Source organism: Duganella sp. AC917, assembly GCF_979258245.1.
In genome coordinates, this window is the sequence record NZ_OZ409848.1 from 5,181,976 (window position 1) to 5,207,292 (window position 25,317).

Sequence of the window (25,317 nt, forward strand, 5' to 3'; positions counted from 1 at the left end):
GCAGCGCTCCTCTATTTACTCCACCTATAACGCCGCAGGCCGCGATTCGACTACCGGGGTTACAAATCATTGCAAAGTAAATGATACCTCAGGCGGTGGTACCTCAGGTGCTGGCGCCGCCCCGCTTGACGAAGAACAGCGCCGCGCCCACGCCCATCAGCAAGCCGCCGAACACCCGATTCTGCTTCTTGACGGCCTTGGCGTCGCGGAAAAAGCGCTGCATCGACGACGCCAGATAGGCGTAGCTGTGCATCACCACCAGATCGATGGTGCACATGGTCGCGGCCAGGATCAGCAATTGCGGCAGCAGCGGCGAGTGCTGATTGATAAACTGCGGCAGCACCGCCACCATGAAAATAATACCTTTGGGATTGGTCGCGTTGGTCAGGAAACCGGTCAAAAAGCGCCTGCGCACCGACGGCACGACCACTTCCGCGTGGGTTTTCTGCTCGCCGATGGAGACCTTGGCGCGCCACTGGCTCAGGCCCAGGTAGATCAGGTACAGCGCGCCGACGGTTTTGACGACATTGAACGCCAGCTCCGACGCCAGCAACAGCGAGCCGACCCCGGCGCCGGCGATGAAAAACACCAGTAGCAGGCCGGTTTGCAGGCCGAAAATCGTGCTGCTGGCTCGGCGCACGCCGTACGACAAGCCGTGCGACATCGACAACACCGCGCCCGAGCCCGGCGACACGGCAATGATGCAGGCGGCGATGAAAAATCCCATCCAGGTGGCAAAACTCATATTCGTTCCATAGTTCAGAGCGCAGCGGCGCTGCGAGGCAACGCACATTGTAGCTGTGAAGCCATACCGCCGCGACCTGTGCTGGGTTAATATTGCCGCTTTAATATTGCTCGCTACCAGGATCCTCCATGACCCACACCACCACCACAACCCCGCAAGGGAGCCGCTGAGATGGCCGGCTCCAGTCTGTTCGCGCTGATCGACGACATCGCCACCATCCTCGACGACGTCGCCCTGATGAGCAAGGTGGCGGCCAAGAAAACCGCCGGCGTGCTGGGCGACGACCTGGCGCTGAACGCGCAGCAAGTGGCCGGCGTACGCGCCGACCGCGAACTGCCGGTGGTCTGGGCGGTGGCGGTCGGTTCGCTCAAGAACAAGGCGATCCTGGTGCCGGCCGCGCTGGCGATCAGCGCCTTCTTGCCCAGCGCCATCACGCCGCTGCTGATGATCGGCGGCCTCTATCTGTGCTTCGAGGGCTTCGAAAAGATCGCCCACAGCATCCTGCACAAGGACGAGGACGCCAAGCACAAGCAGGAACTGAGCGCCGCGCTCAGCGATCCCAACGCCGACATGATGGCCATCGAAAAGGACAAGATCAAAGGTGCGGTGCGCACCGACTTCATCCTCTCGGCCGAGATCATCGTCATCGCGCTGGGCACGGTGGCGGCCGAGCCGTTCGTCAAGCAGGCGCTGGTGGTGGTCGGCATCGCGCTGATCATGACGGTGGGCGTGTACGGCATCGTCGCCGCCATCGTCAAGATGGACGACGCCGGCCTGTACCTGAGCCAGCGCGCCAACGGCGCCGTCCGTGCGCTGGGCAGCGTGCTGTTGGCGGCCGCGCCCCGGCTGATGAAGCTGCTGTCGGTGGTCGGCACGGCCGCCATGTTCATGGTCGGCGGCGGCATCCTGGTGCACGGCACGCCGGGCACGCACGACATCGTCCACCACGCCACCGAGGTGGCGGCGGCGGTCCCGGCGCTGGGTCCGGTGCTCGGCTTCATCACCCCAAGCGTAATCGACGCGGTGGCCGGCGTGCTGGCCGGCGCGCTGGCGCTGGTGGTGGTCACCATCGGCGGCAAGATTTGGCATTCGTTCAAGAAACCGGCCTGACGCTTCGGTGACGGCGCCTTGCGCCGTCCGACCCGTCCCGGCGGCAATCCGGGGAATTTTGATCTACATCAATAAAATTTGCGCATCGACTCCGTACACTGAATGCATCTATTGTGATAGAGCAACAATTCAGCCGGAGCCAAGTGATGCGCAACAACCAACCCGTTACCAATCGTGAAGTGGACGTCCTGGACGACCAGGCCATCGTGTCCAAAACTGATTTAAAGGGCAACATTACCTATGTAAACCCTTACTTCACGCACATCAGCGGTTACGCCGAAGCCGAACTGCTGGGCGCACCGCAAAACATCCTGCGCCATCCCGACATGCCGGCCGAGGCGTTCGCCGACCTGTGGGCCTCGATCCAGTCCGGTACGCCATGGACCGGCCTGGTCAAGAACCGCTGCAAGAACGGCGACCACTACTGGGTGCGCGCCAACATCACGCCGATCCGCGAAAACGGCAAGACCATCGGCTACATGTCGGTGCGCGTCAAGGCTCCGCGAGAACAGATCGCCAAGGCGGAACAGGCCTACCGCGACATCCTGGTCAAAGCATCGCACGGCATCCGCATCAAGAACGGCCAGGTGATACGCCCCGGCGTCGGCAACCTGGTCGCGCGCCTGAGCCATGTCTCGCTGGCGATGCGCGTGTGGCTGGCCACCAGCGTGGTCAACGTATTGCAGGTGATCGTCTGCGCGGCCGCGCTGATGAGCGGTGGCGGCGGCCACAGCTACGCCATCTTCGGCGCCACCTTCGTCGGCCTGCTGATCAACGTATTCCTCTGGTACACACTGCGCACGTCGGTGCTACAACCGCTCGAGCGCGCGCTGCACGGCGCCCGCGCCATCGCCGCCGGCGACCTGTCGGGCAGCTTCGACACCGAGGCCACCGACGAGGTCGGCCAACTGCTGCGCGCCTTGCAGCAAATGAACAGCAACCTGATCGCCACCATCCGCGACGTCCGGGTCAATGTCGAGACGATGGCCGTGGCCACGCGCCAGATCGCCGCCGGCAATGCCGACCTGTCCGGCCGCACCGAGGCCCAGGCCGCCAGCCTGGAAGAGACGGCCTCGTCCGTCGAGCAGTTCTCGTCGACCGTCAAGCAAAACGCCGACAACTCAGCCCAAGCCAATGCGCTGGCGCAAAGCGCCTCGACGGTGGCGGTGCAGGGCGGCGAGATCGTCGCCGACGTCATCGCCACCATGGACGAGATCAACACATCCTCGCGCAAGATCGTCGACATTATCGGCCTGATCGAAGGCATCGCCTTCCAGACCAACATCCTGGCGCTCAACGCCGCCGTCGAGGCGGCCCGGGCCGGCGAGCAGGGACGCGGCTTTGCTGTCGTCGCCGGCGAGGTGCGCAACCTGGCCCAGCGCAGCGCCACCGCCGCCAAGGACATCAAGAACCTGATCGACGTGTCCGTGGGCAAGGTCAGCGCGGGCATGCTGCAGGTCGACCGCGCCGGCGCCACCATGAAGGAAGTGGTCGCCTCGGTGCGGCAGGTGACGGCCATCATGGAGGAGATCTCGGTCGCCTCGCGCGAGCAGAGCATCGGCGTCGACCAGGTCAACTCGGCCATCGCCCACATGGACCAGGTCACGCAGCAAAACGCCGCGCTGGTCGAAGAAGCGGCCGCCGCCACCGCCAGCCTGGCGCTGGAGGCGGGCGGCCTGACCCAAGCGGTCAGCCTGTTCAAGTTCGGCCGCGTCGTCCCGGTCCGGCCAAGCGCGAAGTCGATCCCGCCGGCCCGCAAGTCGCCAGCGGCCCCGCGCCTGGCCGCTTGAGGACGACCGCACCATGCAGACCACTTCCATTCCCGGCCCCAGCCACGCCGGCATCGGCGCCGCCTTTCCCGCCGTCGAATTCGACGCCGCCATCATCGGCAAACTGAGCCAGTCCGGGCCGCGCTACACCTCGTACCCGACCGCCGACCGTTTCAATCCCGAATTCGGCTACGGCCAGTTCCTCGAGGCGGTGGCCGGCCTGCGCCTGCGCCGCAGCCAGCGTCCGTTGTCGCTGTACATCCACATTCCGTTCTGCGACACGGTCTGCTACTACTGCGGCTGCAACAAGATCGTCACCAAGGACCACGGCAAGGCCGCCACCTACCTCGGCTACCTGAAGCAGGAGCTCGACATGCAGGGACGCCTGTTCGCCGGCATTGGCCAGCTCGAGCAATTGCACTTCGGCGGCGGCACGCCAACCTACCTGAGCGACCGCCAGATGGGCGACCTGATGGCGCACCTGCGCGCCAACTTCAATTTCGCGCCGGACGCGCTGGGCGAATACTCGATCGAGATCGATCCGCGCACCGTCAGCGTCGAGCGCGTGCACAGCCTGCGGGCGCAGGGCTTCAACCGCATCAGCCTGGGCGTGCAGGATTTCGACGCCGACGTGCAAAAAGCCGTCAACCGCATCCAGCCCGAGGCTGAGACCCGCGCCGTCATCGACGCCGCGCGCGACGCCGGCTTCCGCTCGGTCAGCATCGACCTGATCTATGGCCTGCCGAAGCAGTCCGTCGCCAGCATGGAGCAAACGCTGGCCAAGGTGATCGCCGCCAGCCCGGACCGCATCGCGCTGTACAACTATGCGCACTTGCCGCATTTATTTAAACCGCAGCGCCGCATCCTCGACGCCGACCTGCCCGGCGCGGCCGTCAAGCTCGAGCTGCTGGCCTTGTGCATCGCCCGCCTGTGCGCGGCCGGTTACGTCTACATCGGCATGGACCACTTCGCCAAGCCGGACGACGAACTGGCCGTGGCCCAGCGCCAAGGCCGCTTGCAGCGCAACTTTCAGGGCTATTCGACCCGCGCCGAAACCGATCTGATCGCCTGCGGCGTGTCGGCCATCAGCGCGGTCGGCGCCACCTACAGCCAGAACGAGAAGACGCTTGACGCCTACTACGAAAAGCTCGACAGCGGCGTGCTGCCGGTCACGCGCGGCATCAAGCTCGACACCGACGACCTGCTGCGCCGCATCGTCATCCAAAAGCTGATGTGCAATTTCGAATTGTCGATCTCGTCGCTGGAGCAGGCCTATCCGATCCAGTTCCCGCTGTACTTCGCGGCCGAGCTGGAAAAACTCAAAGCCTTCGAGGACGACGGCCTGCTCATCATCGACGCGCACTGGATCACCGTCACCGCCAAAGGGCGCCTGCTGATCCGCAATATCTGCATGGTGTTCGACCGCTATCTGACCCTGGCGCGCGCCTACACGGCGCAGCCGCTGCGTTATTCCAAGACCATCTGACAACATGATCACCGGCTACCAGCTGCTGCCCGTATTTCTGGTTGGACTTGCCGGCAGCGTGCATTGCGTCGGTATGTGCGGCGGCATTGTCGGTGCGATCTCGGCCAGCGGCGGCAAGGTCAACGTCGTAATGCAGCGCAACGTCATTCCGATCCACCACGCCGCGCTGGCAAGCGCGATCCCCCGCGTGCTGGCCTACAACGCCGGCCGAATCGGCAGCTACATGCTGGCCGGCGCGCTGGCGGGAGGACTTGCGGGTGGCGCGCAAAGCCTGGCCGCCCTGGCTGGCTGGCAAATCGGTTTCTACTGGCTGGCCAACCTGATGCTCGTGGCGCTGGGCCTGACCCTGATGAACGTCTGGCACGGCCTGACCAAACTGGAGCAGGCCGGCCGCGTGCTGTGGCAGCGCGCCCAGCCGTGGATGGCGCCGGCGATGAAAACATTGATGCCCGCCGACCATCCGCACCAGGCGTTCGCGCTGGGCGCGCTGTGGGGCTGGCTGCCGTGCGGCATGGTCTACAGCGTGCTGCTGACCGCCATGCTCAGCGCTAGCGCGCTCGGCGGCGCCCTCGTGATGCTGGCCTTCGGCCTTGGCACCTTGCCGATGCTGACCGGCCTCGGCTTGCTGGGTGCGCGGCTGCGGGGCGCACTGCAACAACGCAAAGTGCGCCTCGCCTGCGGCCTGCTGGTGCTCGCCTTCGGCCTGCTCGGCATCGCCCGCGCGGCCGGATTGACCGGCGCCGACGCCACGGCGTCCGCCTGGATGGATACCCTATGCCTGACACCACACTAGCCAGCGCGGCCACAGCCGCCTGCTATCACTGCGGCCTGCCGGTGCCGTCCTCGTCGCCCAACGCCTGGACCGTACGCATCGACGACACGGATCACGCGATGTGCTGCCCCGGCTGCGCGGCGGTGGCGCAGGCCATCGTCGATCTGGGCCAACAATCGTACTACCGCGACCGCTCGGCCTTTGCCGCCACCGCCGAGGGCGCACAACTGCTGCCGCCGGAATTACAGCTGTACGACAACGCCGATCCCCGCTTCGCGCTGGACGAGCACAGCCGAGAGACCACCTTGTCGGTCGAAGGCATCCGCTGCGCCGCCTGCGTGTGGCTGATCGAAAGCCGCTTGGCGCGCCTGCCGGGCGTCGACAGCGCCCAGCTCAACGTCGCCACCGAGCGCCTGTATGTGCGCTGGCGTTCGGACGCGTGCCAGCCGGCCGACATCCTGACCGCGCTGCACACGATCGGCTACAGTGCCTACCCGTACGACGCCGGCCGTCACGGCGACCAGCAACGCAAGGCGGCACGCAGCTTGGGCCGCCAATTGTTTGTCGCCGGGCTGTCGATGATGCAAGTGATGATGTATGTAGCGCCGGCCTATCTGGCCGAGGACGGCACGCTGGACGACAACATGGCGTCGCTGATGCGCTGGGCCAGCCTGCTGCTGACGTTGCCGGCGATCTGCTACTCGGCGCAGCCGTTCTGGCGCGGCGCCTGGACAAGTATCAAAGCGCGTGCGCCGGGCATGGACGTACCGGTCGCGCTCGGCATCATCGCCGCCTTCGGGGCCAGCGTCGTGGCCACCGTGCGCGGCCATGGCGACGTCTGGTTCGACTCGGTAACGATGTTCATCTTCCTGCTGCTGTGCAGCCGGCTTTTGGAACTGCGCGCGCGCCGCAAAGCCGGCGCCGCGCTCGAACGCCTGCAACACGCACTGCCGGCCTCGGCGACGTTGCTGTCGGACTATCCCGCCAGCCGCGAAGCCAGTCTGATCAAGGCGGCTGCACTGGTCGTGGACAACATCATCATGATCAAACCGGGCGAGGCGGTGGCGGCCGATTGCGTCATCGTCGACGGCGCCACCACGCTCGACCTGTCGCTGCTGAGCGGCGAAAGCGGACCGGTTGCTAAGGCGACCGGCGACGCACTACCCGGCGGCGCCATTAACGCCGGCACAGTCGTGCTCGCGCGCGTGACGCGCCGCGCGCAGGACAGCACGATGTCCAACCTGGTCAAGCTGATCGACCGCGCCGGGCGCGACAAGCCGCGCATTGCGCTGTGGGCCGACAAGGTCGCCGCCTGGTTCGTCACCGGGTTGCTGCTGTTCGCGCTGGCGGCGTTCGGCTGCTGGTTCTGGCTCGATGGCGACACCGCGCGCGCCTGGCCGATCGCCATCGCCGTGCTGGTGGTGTCGTGCCCGTGCGCACTGTCGCTGGCCACGCCGACGGCGCTGGCCGCCGCCACCGACCGCCTTCTGCGGCAGGGCGTGCTGGTGAGCGGCGCGCAAACGCTGGAAACGCTGCACCGCGCCACCCATATTGTGTTCGACAAAACCGGTACGCTCACGTTCGGCCGGCCGGTGCTGCAAAACGTGCTGCCGCTGGGGGCGATGCGCGAAGACTTTTGTCTGCAGGTCGCTGCCGCGCTGGACGCCGGCAGCGGCCACCCACTGGCGCGTGCCATCGTCGGTGCCGCCACCGGCGTGGGCGGCGGCGCACGCGCCGACTGGCACGCCACGGCGCTGACCGAAACGGCCGGGCGCGGCGTCGAAGGCATGGTGCACAACCGCCGCTACCGCCTCGGCAACGCCGGCTTCGTCGCCGAGCTCAGCGGCTCCATGCCGCCGCACGCGATTGCCGACGGCGCCACACCCGTTTACCTCGGCGCCGAACGCCAATGGCTGGCCTGTCTGCAACTGCACGACGGCCTGCGACCGGATGCCCAGGCGATCATCGATTATTTCCACACGGCCGGCAAGACGGTGGTGCTGCTCAGTGGCGACCACGACGTGCTGGCGCGCCGTGTCGGCGACCGGCTCGGTATCGGCACCACGGTCGGCGGCTACTTGCCGGAGGAAAAACTGGCGTTCGTTCGACAACTGCAAATGACGGGCGCGGTGGTGGCGATGGTCGGCGACGGCATCAACGACGCCGCCGTGCTGAGCGCGGCCGACGTCTCGTTCGCGATGGGAGAGGGCGCCGCACTGGCGCAGGCCCATGCGGACGCCGTGCTGCTCGGCGGGCAACTCGGCGCGGTGGCCGACAGCGCGCGCGTGGCACGCCAAACGATGACGGTGATCCGCCAGAACCTGGCGTGGGCTAGCCTGTACAACCTGTTGGCGATCCCGGCGGCGGCAGTCGGCCTGCTCAATCCGTGGCTATCCGGCGTCGGCATGGCGGCCAGCTCGGCCGTGGTGGTGCTCAACGCGCTGCGCCTGCGCCGGGTTCCCCGTGCTGGCGCTCACGCAAAAAAGGACATCTGATGGAAGCCTTATTCCTGCTGGTTCCGCTCAGCGTGGCGCTGGTGTTCGCCGCCCTGTGGGTATTCTTCAACGCCGCCGACGACGGTCAGTTCGACGACCTGGTCGGCCCGGCCCTGCGCGTGTTGCAGGATGACGACTCGCCAGAAGTTAATTCAATCGAAAAAGATCCATCCGGAAAATTTTGATCCACATCAAGGTTTTTTGAAGCCCCGAAAAGTAACCTTTGATCTACATCATCAAAGCGTTCTAAGGGAGAACTTCGTGGACGGGAACTACAACTACAAGATCGTCAAGCAATTTTCGATCGCAACCGTAGTCTGGGGCATCGTCGGCATGCTGGTGGGGGTGATCATCGCCGCCCAACTGGCCTGGCCGGCGCTGAACCTGGACATCCCCTGGCTGACCTATGGCCGCCTGCGGCCGCTGCACACCAACGCGGTCATTTTCGCGTTCGGCATCTGCGGCCTGTTCGCCACCTCGTACTACGTGGTGCAGCGGACCTGCCAGGTTCGCCTGTTCTCCGACAAGCTGGCCGCCTTCACCTTCTGGGGCTGGCAGGCGGTGATCCTGAGCGCCGTCGTAACCCTGCCGATGGGCTTCACGCGCGGCAAGGAATACGCCGAGCTGGAGTGGCCAATCTCGATCCTCATCGCCGTGGTCTGGATCTGCTACGCGATTGTATTCTTCGGCACGCTGCTCAGGCGCAAGGTCAAGCATGTCTATGTCGCCAACTGGTTCTTCGCCGCCTACATCATCGCGGTGACCCTGCTGCACGTGGTCAACGGTGCCAGCATGCCCGCCTCGCCGTTTAAATCGTACTCGGCCTACTCGGGCGTGCAGGATGCCATGATCCAGTGGTGGTATGGCCACAACGCGGTCGGCTTCATCCTGACCGCCGGCTATCTGGGCATGGTCTATTACTTCATTCCAAAGCAGGCCGAGCGTCCGGTGTACTCGTACCGCCTGTCTATCGTGCACTTCTGGGCGCTGATCTTCACCTACATGTGGGCCGGCCCGCACCACCTGCACTACACCGCCCTGCCCGACTGGACGCAATCGATCGGCATGGTGTTCTCGCTGGTGCTGCTGGCGCCGTCGTGGGGCGGCATGATCAACGGCATGATAACCTTGTCCGGGGCCTGGCACAAACTGCGCACCGACCCGATCCTGAAGTTCATGATCGTCTCGCTGTCGTTCTACGGCATCGCCACCTTCGAAGGTCCGATGATGTCGATCAAGACCATCAACTCGCTGTCGCACTACACCGACTGGGGCATCGCCCACGTCCACGGCGGTGCGCTCGGCTGGGTCGGCTTCATCACGATGGGCTCGATCTACTACCTGCTGCCGCGCCTGGCCGGCCAGCAAAAGATGTGGAGCACCAAACTGATCGACCTGCACTTCTGGGTCGCCACCATCGGCATCGTGCTGTACATCGCCGCGATGTGGATCGCCGGCGTCATGCAGGGCCTGATGTGGCGCGCGGTCAACCCCGACGGCACCCTGACCTACACCTTCGTCGAAGGCGTCAAGGCCACCTATCCGTACTACGTGGTGCGCTTCGGCGGCGGCCTGCTGTACCTGGGCGGCATGTGCCTGATGGGCTACAACACCTGGATGACCTTGCGTAACCGCGTCACCGCGACCGCGCGCATTCCCGCGCTGGCCGCCGGTCACGCCTGATATCGGAGCACAAGATGAAATTTTCCCATGATTGGATTGAAAAGAATCCCTGGCTGCTGATTGCGCTGGTGACCCTGGTGGTCAGCGTCGGCGGCGCCGTCGAGATCGTGCCGCTGTTCTTCCAGAAATCGACCACCGAGCCGGTCGCGGGCCTGAAGCCGTACTCGCCGCTACGCCTGGCCGGACGCGACGTCTACGTGCGCGAAGGCTGCTACAACTGCCACTCGCAGATGGTGCGGCCGTTCCGCGCGGAGACCGAGCGCTACGGCCACTACTCGGTCGCCGGCGAGTTCGTCTACGACCGGCCGTTCCAGTGGGGTTCCAAGCGCACCGGTCCCGACCTGGCGCGCGTGGGCGGCCGCTACAGCGACGAATGGCACCGCACCCACCTGGCCAGCCCGCGCGACGTGGTGCCGGAGTCGAACATGCCGAACTATCCATGGCTGGCAAAGACCGCGCTGGTACCTGCCGAGATCGTGCCGAAGATGCGCGCGCTCAAACGCCTGGGCGATCCGTACACCGACGCCGAGATCGCCGCCGCGCCGGAAGAGCTGAAAGACAAGACCGAAGAAGAGGCCCTGATCGCCTATCTGCAAGGCTTGGGCACACTAATCAAGACGAGGAACTAGCATGGCTATCGAAAACCTGTTTGACCGCGCCAGCAGCGTGATGACGGTGATTTCCTTCATCACGTTTGCCGGCATCCTGTGGTGGACCTTCATCTCCAACAAGGAAGCCGACTTCGCCAAGGCCGCGCGACTCCCTTTCGACGACGAGCACCTCGACCATCCTGATCGGGAGAACGGCCATGGCTGATTTCACCAACGGTTTCTGGGACCTCTACATCGTCGTGCTGACCTTGCTCGGTATCGCCGGCTGCGGCATCCTGCTGTATTCGCAGGCCAAGGTCAAGCTGGCCAAGGGCAAGGACGGCAAGGTGAATACAACGGGCCACGTCTGGGACGAGGACCTGACCGAACTGAACACGCCGATGCCGCGCTGGTGGATGTGGCTGTTTTACATCACCATCGTCTTCGCGCTGGCCTACCTGTTCCTGTATCCGGGCCTGGGCAGCTACGCGGGCAAGCTGGGCTGGAAATCGTCCGGCCAGTACCAGGCCGAGCTCAAGCAGGCGGAATCCGAGTACGGTCCGTTGTTCGCGCAATACCAGAAGCAGGACCTGAAAAAGGTCGCCGCCGATCCGCAGGCGCACGCCATCGGCCAGCGCCTGTTCCTGACCTACTGCGCGCAGTGCCACGGCTCGGACGCGCGCGGCAACAAGGGCTTCCCCAACCTGACCGACAAGGACTGGCTGTTCGGCGGCTCGCCGGAAATCATCAAGGAAACCATCCTGCACGGCCGCATGGGCATCATGCCGCCGATGGGCGCCGCGCTCGGCTCGGACAAGGATGTGGAAAACGTCGCCCATTATGTGCTCAGCCTGTCTGGCTCGACCGCCGATCCGATCAAGGCCGTGTTCGGCAAAGGCAAGTTCGGCGCCTGCATGGCCTGCCACAGCGCCGGCGGCACCGGCAACCAGACCATCGGCGCGCCCAACCTGAGCGACAAGATCTGGCTGTTCGGCGGCAGCGCCGAGACGATCATGGAAACCATCCGCAAAGGCCGCAACGCCACCATGCCGGCGTTCGAGGACTTCCTCGGCGACGCCAAGGTGCACGTGCTGGCCGCGTACGTCTGGGGTTTGTCGAACGATGTCAACGCGCCCGAAGCGTCGCCCAATCCGCCGCCGGCCGTCGCCACCGCCACGCCGGCTGCGGAATAAGTGTAGAACGCTATGATCTCGCCTGAATCGCAAGTCGTCCACATGTACGCCGCTCGGGAGGAAATCTACCCGCGCGAGACCTCGGGCCGTTATGCCCGGCTGCGCTGGTTGTTCGTCTGGCTGACGCAGCTGGCGTTCTATTGCACGCCGTGGCTGCAATGGAACGACCGCCAGGCGCTGCTGTTCGACCTGGGCGCGCGCAAGTTCTACATCTTCGGCCTGGTGTTGTGGCCGCAGGACTTCATCTATCTGGCCGCGCTGCTGATCATCTGCGCGTATTTGCTGTTCCTGGCGACGGCGGTGGCCGGGCGCGTGTGGTGCGGCTTCGCCTGTCCGCAAACGGTGTACACCGAAATCTTCCTGTGGATAGAACGCAAGATCGAAGGCAAGCGCAGCGCGCGCATGGCGCTCGACCGCCGGCCGCCGTCGGCCGCCAAGTTCGCCAAGAAAAGCGCCAAGCACGTGGCCTGGGGCGCCGTCGCGCTGTGGACCGGCTTTACCTTCGTTGGCTACTTCACACCGATCAAGCATCTGGCCGGCGAGGTGGCGACGCTGAGCTTTGGCCCGTGGGAATGGTTTTGGGTGGTGTTCTACAGCGTTGCCACCTACGGCAACGCCGGCTGGATGCGCGAGCAGGTGTGCAAATACATGTGCCCGTACGCCCGCTTCCAGAGCTCGATGTTCGACCCCGACACCTTGATCATCACCTACGCCGGCGAGCGCGGCGAACCGCGCATGCCGCTGTCGAAGAAGCAAGCCGGCAAAGGCGGCGATTGCATCGACTGCTCGATGTGCGTACAGGTATGCCCGACCGGCATCGACATCCGCAACGGCCTGCAATATGAATGCATCGGCTGCGCCGCCTGCGTCGACGCCTGCAACGGCGTCATGGACAAGGTCGGCCTGCCGCGCGGGCTGATACGCTACAGTACCGAGCGCGCGATGGACCAGCATGACACGCCGACGCAAATTCGCCAGCGCACCTTGCGCCCACGCGTGCTGATCTACGCCGCCATCCTGGCGCTGATCGTGGCCGCCGTCGGCACCGCGCTGATCCTGCGGGTGCCGCTCAAGCTGGACGTGATCCGCGACCGTGGCGCCATGGGCCGCGAGGTCGAGGACGGCATGATCGAAAACGTGTACCGGCTGCAGATCATGAACACGTCCGAGCGGGCGCAGACCTACCGCATCCGCGTCAGCGGCATTCCCACGCTGGCGCAGGTCACGCCGGAGCTGGTGCGGGTCGACGCCACCGACACCAAAGCGCATCCGATCCGGTTGCGCACGGCGCACGGCGCCGCCCATCCGGGCTCGAACAAGATTGTCGTCGAACTGACGTCGGTCGACGACCCGTCGCTGCATGTGAAAGAAGACGCGGTCTTCATCGTACCGCGCTAAGGAGAACGCCATGACCGTATCGATATCGCAGTCCACGCTGACGCCGTGGTGGAAGCAGCGCTGGCCCTGGCTGCTGATGGCCGGGCCGGCGATCGTCATCGTCGCCGGCAGCTATACCGGCTACCTGGCCTTCACGCGGCAGGACGCGCTGGTGGTGGGCGACTACTACAAGCAGGGCAAGGCCATCAACCAGGACTTGCGGCGCGACCGCGCGGCCAGCGCGCTGGGGTTATCGATGGCGATCGGCTACGACGCCACGCAAGGCATGCTGACCGGCCAGTTGCGCCGAAACAGTGACGACCACGGCAAGACGGAGCGATTGTTCGTGCGGCTGTCGCACGCGACCTTGCCGGCCAAGGACATCCAGGTGGTGGTGCAGCCGGACGAGTTCGGCGCCTTCCAGATCAATCTGCCGATGCTCGAGCGCAGCCGCTGGGTGGTGCTGGTGGAAGGCGAAAAACGCGACTGGCGCCTGGCCGGCGCCTGGAGCTGGCCGGCAGAACGCAGCGTGACGTTGCGTGCCGAATGATTTCCGGCCCGGTGATGGCAGCGAGTTTACGTTGTCATTCCGACGTTAGTGGCAGGTCTGGGTGCCGGCGGTGATGGCCTTGAGCGTCGGCGGGTCGAGCAGTTCGATTTCGCGGTTGCTGACGCGCAGCAAGCCTCCCTTCTTGAACTTCGACAGCAGGCGGCTGATGCTTTCGATCGTCAGACCCAGGTAGTTGCCGATCTCTTCGCGCGACATACGCAGCTGGAAAGTATTGGGCGAGTAACCGCGCGCTTCATACCGCGACGACAGGTTGACCAGGAACGCGGCGAACCGCTGCGTCGCCTGCATATTGCCCAGCAGGAGCATGACGCTTTGCTCGCGCGTGATCTCCTGGCTCATCATGCGGTGGAAATGTCGCAGCAAGGTCGGCATGTCGGCCAGCAGCTGTTGCAGGCTGCCGAATGGAATCTCGCACACCTCGCTGTCCTCCAGCGCCACGGCGGTGCAATGGTGCAGGTCGGTGCTGATGGCGTCCATGCCCAGCAGCTCGCCCGCCATCTGGAATCCGGTGATCTGCTCGGCGCCCTCGCGGTTGACCTGGTAGGTCTTGAAATGCCCGAGCCGGATCGCGTACAGGTTCACGAACGGATCGCCGATGCGGAACAAGGTGCTGCCGCGCGCGACCTTGCGGCGGCGGCCAATGATCTGGTCAAGCCGGTCCATGTCTGCGTTGCCCAGGCCCATTGGTAAACACAGCTGGTGCATGCTGCAGTTGGCGCAGCTCGCCTTGAGGATGTCGATGGTGGCGCCGGGCAGCACCAGGGAGGGGAGGTCTCTGATCATGCGCCAGTGTAGACCATCGGATGCGATATTTTCGCGATGCCGCAGTGGCCCGATCAAGTATTTGCGCATGTGCAACATAGCGGGATGCAAGCAGCCCTTCCCGGGCCACACCAAAATATTTCGACATTTCGCAAAATTTATCTTGCGCGCTATTTGATTGTTCGCTATAGTTCAACTCAAGCAAGTAGCACACTATTTAATCACAAACAACCAACCGAAAGGAACCACCATGAAACGCTCGATCATCGCCTCCGCCCTGCTGGCCTCCACCGTCCTGACCGCCCAAGCCGCCGCGCCGGCCGCCGACACCACCGTGGTGCTGGTGCATGGCGCCTTCGCCGACGGCTCCAGCTGGGAAAAAGTCATCCCGCTGCTGCAAGCCAAGGGCTTGAAGGTGGTGGCTGTGCAAAACCCGCTGACCTCGCTGGCGGACGACGTCGCCGCCGCCCAGCGCGTGATCGACGCGCAAACCGGTAAAGTCGTGCTGGTCGGCCACTCGTGGGGCGGCACCGTGATCACCCAGGCCGGCACCAGCGACAAGGTCAAGGCGCTGGTCTACGTGGCCGCGTTCGCGCCGTCGGAAGGCCAGGCCACCGCCGACCTGGGCAAGGACTACGCCGTGCCACCAGGCATCGCCACCTTGCAGGCCGACGCCGGCGGTTTCCTGTGGCTGCCCGCCGCATCGGTCGCCAGCAACTTCGCCCAAGACGTGTCGCCGGCCACCGCCGCGCTGATCGCCGCCACCCAGGGCCCGATCGCCGCCAAGGCCTTTGCCGACAAAACCACCGTGGCGGCCTGGAAAAACAAGGCGAACTATTACATCGCCGCCTCCGACGACCGCATGATCGATCCGGCCCTGCAGCAAGTGTTCGCCAAGAAGATCAACGCCACTACGATCACGCTGAAGTCGAGCCACGTGCCGATGGTGTCGCAGCCGCAAAAAGTGGCCGATGTGATCATCGCCGCAGCACAACGCTAATCCTGTTGCCAAGGTCGGCCATTGATAGGAGAATTCCCAAGCGCACTGCGATACCCGGCGCCTGGTAATTCTCCGATTTCATGTCCGACCCGCCCGACAAGGATGAAATGAAGCCACTTGGGATCAAGGCGAAAGTTGCGCTGGCGACAAGCATCACGTCGATCCTGATGATCGCGCTGGTCACCGTGGTCCAGATGCAACGCATGAAGGCGGATTTCACCAAGGTGCTGTTCACGCAGCAGACGGCGCTGATCGGCCGCACCGCCGAGGAACTCGACGACAAGCTGACCATGCTGCTCGACATCATCGCCTTGTCGGCGCGCCATCAGCCGGTCGAGCTGGCCGGTTCCACCGAGCGCCTGCGGGCCTACTACCAGGACCGCGCCGTGTTGGCGTTGTTCGACGATCTGCTGGTGCTCAGCCCGCAGGGCGTGGTGGTGGCCGACGTCCCGGTCCGGCCGGGCCGGGTCGGCCTGGACGCCTCCGACCGCGTCTACTTCAAAACCGTGATGCGCACCCGCAAGCCGCTGATCGCCGAGCCGGTGATCGGCAAATCCCATAAGCAGCCTATCGTGCAGATGGTGGCGCCCGTGCTCAACGCCAACGGCGAGGTGGTGTGCGTGCTTAACGGCGTGCTGCGCCTGTACAAGGACAATGTGCTGGGCCACCTGCGCACCGCCAAGGTCGGCAAAAGCGGTTACTTTTTCGCCCTCACGCGCGGCGAGCATCCGGTCTACGTGTTGCATCCGGACGCCAGCCGCCTGCTGCAGCCGCGCCAGGCCGGCGCCAACGCCGCCACCACGCGCGCGTTGCAAGACGGTTTCGAGGGCACCGTCGACAGCATCAACGGCAATGGCGAGCGCGCCCTCAACAGCTACAAGACGCTCAAGTCGGTCGACTGGGTGCTGGCCGCCTCGTTGCCGGCCGAGGAGGCGTTCGAACCCTTCGACGGCGTGCTCTCGCGCGTGCTGCTGTGGAGCGTGGTGGCGTCGATCCTGGCGGCGCTGCTGATCGGCTGGCTCACCCTCGGGTTGCTGGCGCCGCTCATCAAATTGCGCGACGCCATCGTCGCGATGCGCGGCGACGCCACCCACTTCGCGCCGCTGCCGGTGCGCGCCAACGACGAGGTCGGCCAGTTGACCGCCGCCTTCAACAATCTGATGCGCGACCGCCTGGCGGCCGACGCGCGCCTGCAAAGCCTGGTCGAATTCGCCCCCAACGCGATTGTCGTGGTCGGCGTCGACGGCCGCATCGAAACCTTCAACCGCGAGGCCGAGCGCCGCTTCGGCTACCGCCGCGACGAGATCCTCGGCCAGCCGCTCGAAACGCTGGTGCCGGTGCCGCTGCGCACACAGCACGCCGCGCACCGCGCCAAGTTCTTTGCCGAGCGCCTCAGCGCCGAACCGGTGCGCATGGGCGAAGGCACGCCGATGCACGGCCTGCGCCGCGACGGCAGCGAGTTTCCGGTCGAGATCAACCTGAGCGCGGTGCGCACCGACCAGGGCACCAAGGTGCTGGCCGTCATTTCCGACATCACCGAGCGGCGCCGCCTGCAGCTGGAGGTCGAGGCGCGCGCCCAGGAGCTGGAGCAGGAGCGCGACCGCGCCGAGGCCGCCAACCGCGCCAAGAGCGAGTTCGTGGCCAACATGAGCCACGAGATCCGCACGCCGATGAACGCGGTGCTGGGCATGGCCTACCTGCTGGGCAACACCAGCCTGACCACCCAGCAGCGCAAATACCTGAACATGGTCAAGGTGTCCGGGCAGTCGCTGCTGGGCATCCTCAACGACGTGCTCGACTTCTCCAAGATCGAGGCGCGCCACATGGAGTTGTCGCCGGTCGAGTTCAGCCTGGACGACACCATGAACTCGCTGGCGACGATGATGACGATGAACGCCGGCGACAAGGAACTGGAGCTGGCCATCAGTGTCGAACCTTCGGTGCCCAAGCGCTTGCGCGGCGATTCGATGCGGCTGCAGCAAATCCTGGTCAACCTGGCCGGCAATGCCATCAAGTTCACCGAGCACGGCGAGGTGGTGGTGGGGGTCGCGCTGGACGCCCGCACAGCGCACAACCCGCACAGCGCGCTGCTGCGCTTCGAGGTGCGCGACACCGGCATGGGCATGACCGAGCCCCAGCTGGCGCAGTTGTTCCACGCCTTTTCACAGGGCGATCAGAGCATCACGCGGCGCTTCGGCGGCACCGGGCTGGGGCTGGCGATCACCAAGCGCCTGATCGAGCTGATGGGCGGGCAGATCGACGTCCGCAGCACGCCGGGGCAGGGCTCGACATTTTTCTTCAGCCTGCCGTTCGAGGTGTTGCAGGAGCGGCCGGAAGAGCGCCGCAAACCGGCGCTGGGCAACCTGCGCCTGCTGGTCGCCGACGACAGCCGCACCAGCCGCGAACTGATCGCCAAGCTGATCCGGGCTTGGGGCTGGCAGGCCGACGAGGTCGATTCAGGCGAGGCCGCACTCGACCGCTTCCGGCTCGGCCTGGAAACGGAGCGGGCCTACGACGTGGTGCTGGCCGACTGGCACATGCCTGGCATGGACGGGCTGGCCACGGCCAAGGGCATCCGCGCGGCCGCGCCCGACAAGAAGCAGCCGATCGTCGTAATGGTCAACGCCTTCGCCCGCGACCGCATGGAAGAGATCTCCAACGCGCCCGAGGCCGACGTGGTGCTGGTCAAGCCGATCACCAGCTCCAACCTGTTCGACGCGCTGCACCAGGCGCTGGTGACCAAGGCCGACGCCAGTGTGCAAGTGGCCGCCGACCAGGGCATGGACGGCAGCCTGGAAGGCATGCATTTCCTGCTGGTGGAGGACAACCTGCTGAACCAGGCGGTGGCGCGCGGCATCCTCGAACTGGGCGGCGCCACGCTCGATGTGGTCGACAACGGCCAGCAGGCGGTCGACCGCATGAGCGCGAGCCCCGGCGTCTACGACCTGGTGCTGATGGACATGCAAATGCCGGTGATGGACGGCTTTACCGCCACCCGCCTGTTGCGCCAGGAATTAAAGCTCGATTTGCCCATTATCGCCATGACGGCCGGCGTGCTGGAATCCGAACGCGAGCGCAGTATCGAGGCCGGCATCACCGATTTCATTCCGAAGCCGATCGAGGTGGAGGAAATGCTGGCCGTGCTGCACAAGCACTTGCCCAAAAAGCCGGCCACGCCCGAGACGGCGCCTGCTCCGGCGCCTGCTCCGCCGCAGCCAGTCGCGCCGGGCGAACCCGAGGCGGCGCCGGCGTCGGTCCAGGCGACGGTCAAGCTGGTCAGCTCGCCGGTGCCGGCGGGCGAGGCCAGCGCTTTCAATATCGACAGCCTGATGCGCGTGATGGGCCGCGACGCCAAGGGCCGCGCAGTGGTGGTCAAGATGGTGCGCGGCGCCATCGACAGCGGCATGGAGCCCGTCGAGCAGGCCGACCAGGCGCTGCGCGAAGGCCGCCCGCGCGACGCCGCCCGGCTGTTCCACGGCCTGCGCGGCGCTGTCGGCGTGCTGGGCGCCCGCCGCCTGATCCAGGCCACCATCGACGCCGAAACCGCCATCAGCGAAGACCGCGACGCGGAACTGGCGCAACGGTTCGACGCCGTGCGCGCCGAGCTGGTCCAAACGCTGGCCGAAGCCCGCGCCTGGCTGGCGCGTCAAGCGTTGTAACGCGCCTTAAAACTCCTTTCCACTCCGAAACACCTCCCAAGGCGCGCCGCCACGCCAAATCTTGCCTTTTGCTACGTCGTGAATAGTATTGATAACAATTCGCATTTACGTTTATGCATTTTATTGTTACACTCTCACAAACTAGTAAAGATTCCCCGGCAATTAGGCACATGTTGGCAACACGTCAGCAACACTTACACACGCCGGCCTCCCTTCGATTTGGATGAAAGAATGGCAATGATCAAGAGTCGCAAACACGCGCAATCGCGTTTCAACCAACACATGAGCGCGGCGCTGGCCGTGATGCTGCTGCCGGTCGCCGCCCACGCGGCCGATACCGCCGCCGCCGAACCTGTCGTGGTCGCAGGCCAGCAACAAACCATGCCGGAAGTCAAAGTGCAGGGCACCGTCGAGGGCATCAAGGCCGATAAGGCCGCGTCCGTCAAGTACACCGAGAAGCTGGTCGACACCGCCCAGACCATCACCGTCATCAAAAAAGAACTGATCGAACAGCAAGGCGCCGTCACGCTGACCGAAGCGCTGCGCAACACCCCGGGCGTCGGCGCCTTCTTCCTGGGCGAGAACGGCAACACCAACACCGGCGACGCCATCTTCATGCGCGGCTTCGACGCCTCCGGCAGCATCTACGTCGACGGCGTGCGCGATGTCGGCTCGATCTCGCGCGATACCTTCAACATCGAACAGATCGACGTGCTCAAGGGTCCGGCCGGCACCGACAACGGCCGTAGCTCGCCGACCGGTTCGATCAACCTGGTCAGCAAGCAGCCGCAGCAGGAAGACGCCTACCTCGGCTCCGTCACCTACGGCAGCGGCAAGCAAAAGCGCGCCACCGCCGACCTCAACCAGGTGCTCGACGCCGACAGCGGCACCGCCTTCCGCGTCAACCTGCTGGCCCAGGACGCCGGCAACGCCGCGCGCGACGTGGTCGAGAACAAGCGCTGGGCCGTGGCGCCGTCGGTCGCGTTCGGCCTGAACGGTCCGACCCGCGTCTACCTGAACTACCTGCACGTCAAACAGAACAACATTCCCGACGGCGGCGTGCTGACCATCGGCCTGCCGGGCTACACCGCGCCGGTGCCGACCACCGGCACCCCGGCCGCCATCGCCGCCGAACGCGTCCGCCTGGCGCCATTGAACAGCGCGCCGCGCGTCGATCCGCGCAACTTCTACGGTTCCTCGTACGACCACGACGACGTCACCGCCGACATGGCCACCGTGCGCCTCGAGCACGACTTCGCCAACGGCGTCAAACTGCAAAACACCACCCGCTTCGGCAAGACCGATCAGGATTACCTGCTGACCTCGTTCATGGCCACGGCCGCCAACGTGGTGCTGCCAAGCGCCGATCCGGCCACCTGGCAAATGCGCCGCACCAACCTGACGTTCAAGGACCAGAGCAACAAGATCTTCACCAACCAGACGACCGCCACCGGCGAATTCGCCACCGGCGCGCTCAAGCACACGCTGGTCGGCGGCGTCGAGATCACCACCGAGAAGCAGACCAGCTACACCTGGGCGGCCACCAACGGCACCGGGCTGCCGATCACCAGCATCTACTACCCGAACCCGTCGGCGTCGTTCAACCTGACTTACGGCCGCAACGGCGCGCAAAGCGTCGGCAGCACCGATACCCAGAGCGCGTATGTGTTCGACACCATCAAGATCGGCGACAAGTGGATCCTGAACGGCGGCGTGCGCGTCGACCACTACACCACCGACTACAACGCCGTGGCGCTGCAAGCGGCCGTAACGGCACCGGCGGTGCAGCCGCTGCCGGTCGGCACCCGCATCCCGACCTCGCTCAAGAAGAGCGACAACCTGGTCAACGGCAAGCTGTCGGCGCTGTACAAGATCACGCCGGAGAGCAGCGTCTACGGTCTGGTGGCGTCGTCGAAATCGCCGCCGGGCGGCACCAACTTCTCGCTGAGCACGGCGGCCAACAGCTCGGCCAACGTCAACTACGATCCGCAGGAAACCACCAACTACGAGCTGGGCGGTAAATGGGATCTGCTCAAGCAGAAGCTGTCGCTGTCGGCCGCGGCCTACCGCACCGACGTCAAGAACGAGATCGAAGTCGATCCGACCAACCCGGCGGTCTACTACCAGAACGGCAAGAAACGCGTGCAGGGCATCGAGCTGGGCGTGACCGGCGAGATCACCCGTGGCTGGATCGTCAGCGCCGGCTACACCCGCATGTCGACCAAGGTCGAGAAGGGCCGCTCGGTGCTGGCCAACGGCGAAGAGCAACTGGCCTACACGCCCAAGCAAGCGTTCACGTCGTGGACCTCGTACACCCTGCCGATGGGCCTGCAAATCGGCGGCGGCGTGCGCTTCTCCGACAAGCTGCTGCGCGGCACCGACGGCGCGGTCGGCACTCCGGCCTACATCGATTCGTACTGGGTGGCCGACGCCATGGCGTCGTATCCGATCAACAAGAACATCGATGTGCGCCTGAACGTGTACAACCTGACCGACAAGGAGTACGCTGCGGCGATCAACAAGTCGGGCTACCGTTACACCCCGGGCACGCCGCGTTCGGCCAGCCTGACGGCCAACATCAAGTTCTAAGGTAAGCTTCAGCAAAAGGGCCCTTCAGCCGTGTTGCTCGCCCCGCCCTCGCCGGCGGGGCTTTTGTTTTTCCGGACCAACTGTTTTAAGGAGTTTCATCATGATGCTGCACATCCCGGGCGTATTGAGCCGCGAACAGGTGACGGCGATGCGCGCGCGCCTGGACGGCTCGGACTGGATCGACGGCCGCGCCACCGTCGGCGCCCAGGGCGCCCAGGTCAAGCAGAACCGGCAACTGCCGGAAAACTCGCCGCTGGCGCTCGAGCTGGGCCGCATCGTGCTGGCGGCGCTGGCCGACAACCCGCTGTTTTTCTCGGCCGCGCTGCCGCTGCGCACCATTCCGCCGCTGTTCAACAGCTATGCGGGCGGCGAGCACTACGGCGCGCACGTGGACGGCTCGATGCGCCGCATGCCGAACGGCATCCCGGGCGGCAGCGACTGGGTGCGCACCGACGTCTCGTCGACCTTGTTCCTGAGCGATCCGGACGACTACGACGGCGGCGAGCTGATCGTCACCGACGCCTATGGCGAGCATGAGGTCAAGCTGCCGGCCGGCGACCTGATCCTGTATCCGTCGACCAGCATCCACCGGGTCGAACCGGTCACGCGCGGCGCCCGCGTGTGCGCGTTTTTCTGGACCCAAAGCATGGTGCGCGACGACATGCGGCGCGGCATGTTGCTCGAGCTGGACCAGAACATCCAGAGCCTGCGCGCGCGTCTGGGCGACTGCCCCGAACTGGTCGGCCTGACCGGGCATTACCACAATCTTTTGCGCCAATGGAGCGAGGTGTAACACCCTGCTGATGCCCGGTGGCTACAGTTTCGCAAGTTCGCAACAGTTCGCCAAAAAGAATATAAAAAAGTCTAGCATTTTTGAGCATGCTGATTAAACTGCCATCTCACGGGTGGCTGGACTAGCGCGACCGCGCTGCAACGGGCCTTCCGTTCACTCATGGAGGACTTCATGGTCAGCGTACACGGTTCCCGCCCACAATCCCCTTCCCGCTCGAGCCGCCTGCGTACCGGGCTGCGCCTGATACCGCTGCTGTGCGCGGCGTGGGCCGGCAACGCGGCCGCCATCGACGTGATCTACCAGGGTCCGCCGGGCAACAACGGTCAGAACGGCGTCACGCCGGGCGCGGCAGGCGGCAACGGTACGACGGCGCCGGCGGTGTTCCAGGCCGAGCTCGCTCAGGAGTTGGCCAGTACGATGATCGTCACCGGCGGTCGGGGCGGCGATGGCGGCGATGGTGCGGCCGGCGCGGCCACGATCGGCGGCGGCAACGCCGGCAAGGCCGGCGACGGCGCCGCCACCTATGCCTATCTGACGAGCGCGCTGGCGACGGGCCCGGCCTCGGTGATCGTGCTTGGCACCGGCGGCCTGGGCGGCAACGCCGGCCAGCCTGGCGCGGCCGGCGCGGGACCGGCGCGCGGCCAGGGCGCCCTCGGCGGCAATGGCGGCGAGGGCACTGCCAGGGCGGCGCTGATCACCTCGGCCGGCCAGCCGGGACATGTCGCGGCCACGGCCCTCGGCGGTCAGGGCGGTCTGGGCAGCGCCGGCTACGACAGCGGCAGGGGCGGCGACGCCACCAGCGACGCGCGCGGTTTCGGGTTCGGCACCGGGCCGTTGTACCTGTCGTCCACCGCCACCGGCGGCGCCGGCGGCGCGGCCACCAATGAATACAGTGGGGGCGGCGCCGGCGGCTGGGCCACCGCCACCAACGGGCTGAGCCTGCAAGAAGGCAGCGTGCCCGACCTCACCATGTTCACCAGCGCCACTGGCGGCCGCGGCGGCGACGGAAACCTGGACTTCGCGACGGCGTCGCACGCCAGTGGCGGCATGGGCGGCTCGGCAATGGCCAGCAACACCGCCGCCTACGCCAACAACACGCTCAACCTGACGCAGGCCGCAACCGGCGGCGCCGGCGGCAACACCATCTACGGCCAGGCCGGCCGTGGGGGCAGCGCCACGTCGACGCTGTCGCTATCGTCTGGCGGCGCCTCGTTGGTCAACGTCAGCGGCATCGCCATCGGCGGCGATGGCGGCGCCGGCGTGGGCAACCCTTTAGGCGGCAGCACCGAGTGGGGCGGGCCGGGCGCCGGGGGCGCGGCCAGCAGCCAACTGTGGCTGGACTCGTCGACGCTAAGCTGGGACGCCCAGATCACGGGCACCAGCACGGCCATCGGGGGCCGGCCGGGCGACAATTCGCCGCTCAGCGATTATGGGGCCGGCGCCGACGCCGTGTCGAGCGTGTCCGGCAACGGCCGGGCGACCAGCGTGGCCAACGCCACCGGGCAATTTGGCGGGGGCGCCGGCGGCGTCGCCAATGCACGGGCCAGCGCCGACTCGAACTACATCGCCATCGCCCGCGCTAACGCGTACGGCGGCGGCGCCTTCTTCAACCCCGGCGCGGGCGCCTACGCCACCGCCAACGCCACCGCAGGCTACTTTGCCAACGCGGAGGCGATGGCGAATCCGGGCACCGGACGCCTGGGATGGACGGAGGGGGGCTCGGCGTCGGCGCGGGCGACGGTCACCCGCCTGTTCGAAGCCCAGCCGCCACTGTCGCCAACGCAGCCATTCGAGGCGCGCGCCCATGCCCTGTTCCTCAACCGGGGCGGCGTGGTCGAGGCGCAAAGCACCTACACCGACTACCGCCTCGGCGCCGCCGTCACCACCCGGGCCGTCAGCGGGGAGCCGGTCATGCTGTACACGCCGGAGGCGTTTACCACTGCCAATGTCGGCGGTGCCGCGTACGGACCATGGACGCCGGGGGAAAACGGCGGCGTGGCGGTGGTCTCCTACGCCAGCGCGCTGCCCACCGCCGCATCGGTGGCGCCGCTGATCGGCTCGTCGGCCGAGGTGGCAATGGCCTTCAACGACGCCACCACGCTGGCGGCCGGCACGATGGCCGCGATGTTCACGCCGATGACCGCCACCGCCGAGTTCAGCCTGCCATTCGAAGCGGGCAACCATTTGCTGCTGGCACTGGTGAGGCCGTTTTTCTCGCCCGGCTACGACAGTAGCTTCAGCTTCTCTGTCATCAACGGCGGCGTGTCGTTGTACTCGGCCAGCTTCACCACGCTGGCCCAGGCCAACGCCGTGTTCAATGGCCATGTGATGGACCTGGGCGTGGTCGGCACCAACGGCCTCGACCTGCTGCTGACCTTCACGCTGGAGAGCGGCATCTACGGCTTCAGCTATCTGGTCGGCCAGGGCGGAGCGCTGGCGCCGGTGCCGGAGCCGGGCAGCTGGATGTTGCTGATGCTGGGCCTGGCGCTGCTGGGCTGGCGCGCGGGCGCTTTCAAGACCACGCGCATCGGCCCGATGTCCAGGACAGCTTAAACGGCCCGCCGCTTACAAACCGCAAGCCACCCACCGCGCCGCTTCCCGACGCATACGCCCTGATGCCACAAGGGCGTATGCGAACACGCCTGGCTGGCGACTGAAAGCAACGCTCCGACTATTCCTGCCTGAAAATACTTGCCACACGTAACGCTAACGTGACATGATCA

19 protein-coding genes are annotated in these 25,317 nt (G+C 65.8%); 17 read left to right on the plus strand and 2 right to left on the minus strand.

The window, feature by feature from the left end; genetic code table 11:
- Positions 1-103 precede the first annotated feature (103 nt).
- Positions 104-745, minus strand: coding sequence for a LysE family transporter (locus ACZ0BA_RS22620; RefSeq protein ID WP_463453411.1), 642 nt, complete (start codon positions 743-745; stop codon positions 104-106).
- 171 nt (positions 746-916) lie between these two features.
- Between ACZ0BA_RS22620 and ACZ0BA_RS22625 the strand changes: the two genes are divergently transcribed.
- The 12 genes from ACZ0BA_RS22625 to ACZ0BA_RS22680 all read left to right on the plus strand — a co-directional run bounded on the left by ACZ0BA_RS22625 (position 917) and on the right by ACZ0BA_RS22680 (position 13,770).
- Positions 917-1,855: a DUF808 domain-containing protein gene (locus ACZ0BA_RS22625; RefSeq protein ID WP_463453412.1), complete on the plus strand. Its 939-nt coding sequence runs from the start codon at positions 917-919 to the stop codon at positions 1,853-1,855.
- A 146-nt stretch (positions 1,856-2,001) separates the two neighbouring features.
- A complete protein-coding gene (locus ACZ0BA_RS22630) occupies positions 2,002-3,645 on the plus strand; it encodes a methyl-accepting chemotaxis protein (protein WP_463453413.1) in 1,644 nt (547 codons plus the stop codon).
- 13 nt (positions 3,646-3,658) lie between these two features.
- Positions 3,659-5,110, plus strand: a complete 1,452-nt coding sequence (gene hemN, locus ACZ0BA_RS22635) for an oxygen-independent coproporphyrinogen III oxidase (protein ID WP_463453414.1) — start codon at positions 3,659-3,661, stop codon at positions 5,108-5,110.
- A 7-nt stretch (positions 5,111-5,117) separates the two neighbouring features.
- The gene (locus tag ACZ0BA_RS22640) at positions 5,118-5,903 is read left to right on the plus strand and encodes a sulfite exporter TauE/SafE family protein (protein ID WP_463454811.1); all 786 of its coding nucleotides are present in this window, start codon (positions 5,118-5,120) and stop codon (positions 5,901-5,903) included.
- Entirely contained in the window at positions 5,885-8,377 is a 2,493-nt protein-coding gene (locus ACZ0BA_RS22645) for a heavy metal translocating P-type ATPase (protein WP_463453415.1), read from the plus strand. Before ACZ0BA_RS22640 ends, ACZ0BA_RS22645 begins: the two co-directional genes overlap by 19 nt.
- Positions 8,377-8,562: a cbb3-type cytochrome oxidase assembly protein CcoS gene (gene ccoS, locus ACZ0BA_RS22650; protein ID WP_463453416.1), complete on the plus strand. Its 186-nt coding sequence runs from the start codon at positions 8,377-8,379 to the stop codon at positions 8,560-8,562. Before ACZ0BA_RS22645 ends, ccoS begins: the two co-directional genes overlap by 1 nt.
- 76 nt (positions 8,563-8,638) lie before the next feature.
- Complete coding sequence (gene ccoN, locus ACZ0BA_RS22655; protein WP_463453417.1) at positions 8,639-10,060, plus strand: cytochrome-c oxidase, cbb3-type subunit I; 1,422 nt, start codon at positions 8,639-8,641, stop codon at positions 10,058-10,060.
- Positions 10,061-10,074: 14 nt separating this feature from the next.
- On the plus strand, positions 10,075-10,689 hold the full coding sequence (ccoO, locus tag ACZ0BA_RS22660; RefSeq protein ID WP_463453418.1) for a cytochrome-c oxidase, cbb3-type subunit II: 615 nt from the start codon (positions 10,075-10,077) through the stop codon (positions 10,687-10,689).
- Position 10,690: 1 nt separating this feature from the next.
- On the plus strand, positions 10,691-10,876 hold the full coding sequence (locus ACZ0BA_RS22665; protein WP_463453419.1) for a cbb3-type cytochrome oxidase subunit 3: 186 nt from the start codon (positions 10,691-10,693) through the stop codon (positions 10,874-10,876).
- On the plus strand, positions 10,869-11,843 hold the full coding sequence (gene ccoP / locus ACZ0BA_RS22670; RefSeq protein ID WP_463453420.1) for a cytochrome-c oxidase, cbb3-type subunit III: 975 nt from the start codon (positions 10,869-10,871) through the stop codon (positions 11,841-11,843). The genes ACZ0BA_RS22665 and ccoP overlap by 8 nt, the downstream gene beginning before the upstream one ends.
- A 12-nt stretch (positions 11,844-11,855) precedes the next feature.
- Positions 11,856-13,241: a cytochrome c oxidase accessory protein CcoG gene (gene ccoG, locus ACZ0BA_RS22675; RefSeq protein ID WP_463453421.1), complete on the plus strand. Its 1,386-nt coding sequence runs from the start codon at positions 11,856-11,858 to the stop codon at positions 13,239-13,241.
- A gap of 10 nt (positions 13,242-13,251) precedes the next feature.
- Positions 13,252-13,770 (plus strand): FixH family protein, encoded by a 519-nt coding sequence (locus ACZ0BA_RS22680; protein ID WP_463453422.1) that lies wholly within the window; start codon positions 13,252-13,254, stop codon positions 13,768-13,770.
- Between the two features lie 45 nt (positions 13,771-13,815).
- On the opposite strand, the gene fnr is transcribed toward ACZ0BA_RS22680, so the two are convergent.
- A complete protein-coding gene (fnr, locus tag ACZ0BA_RS22685; RefSeq protein WP_463453423.1) occupies positions 13,816-14,574 on the minus strand; it encodes a fumarate/nitrate reduction transcriptional regulator Fnr in 759 nt (252 codons plus the stop codon).
- Between the two features lie 229 nt (positions 14,575-14,803).
- Between fnr and ACZ0BA_RS22690 the strand changes: the two genes are divergently transcribed.
- From ACZ0BA_RS22690 to ACZ0BA_RS22710, 5 genes are all read left to right on the plus strand, one after another.
- Positions 14,804-15,553: an alpha/beta fold hydrolase gene (locus ACZ0BA_RS22690; protein WP_463453424.1), complete on the plus strand. Its 750-nt coding sequence runs from the start codon at positions 14,804-14,806 to the stop codon at positions 15,551-15,553.
- 107 nt (positions 15,554-15,660) lie between these two features.
- Positions 15,661-19,212, plus strand: a complete 3,552-nt coding sequence (locus ACZ0BA_RS22695; protein ID WP_463453425.1) for a response regulator — start codon at positions 15,661-15,663, stop codon at positions 19,210-19,212.
- Between the two features lie 231 nt (positions 19,213-19,443).
- Complete coding sequence (locus ACZ0BA_RS22700) at positions 19,444-21,801, plus strand: catecholate siderophore receptor Fiu (RefSeq protein ID WP_463453426.1); 2,358 nt, start codon at positions 19,444-19,446, stop codon at positions 21,799-21,801.
- Positions 21,802-21,901: 100 nt separating this feature from the next.
- Positions 21,902-22,594, plus strand: a complete 693-nt coding sequence (locus tag ACZ0BA_RS22705; protein WP_463453427.1) for a Fe2+-dependent dioxygenase — start codon at positions 21,902-21,904, stop codon at positions 22,592-22,594.
- Positions 22,595-22,765: 171 nt separating this feature from the next.
- Positions 22,766-25,147 (plus strand): PEP-CTERM sorting domain-containing protein, encoded by a 2,382-nt coding sequence (locus tag ACZ0BA_RS22710; RefSeq protein WP_463453428.1) that lies wholly within the window; start codon positions 22,766-22,768, stop codon positions 25,145-25,147.
- Positions 25,148-25,317: the final 170 nt, after the last annotated feature.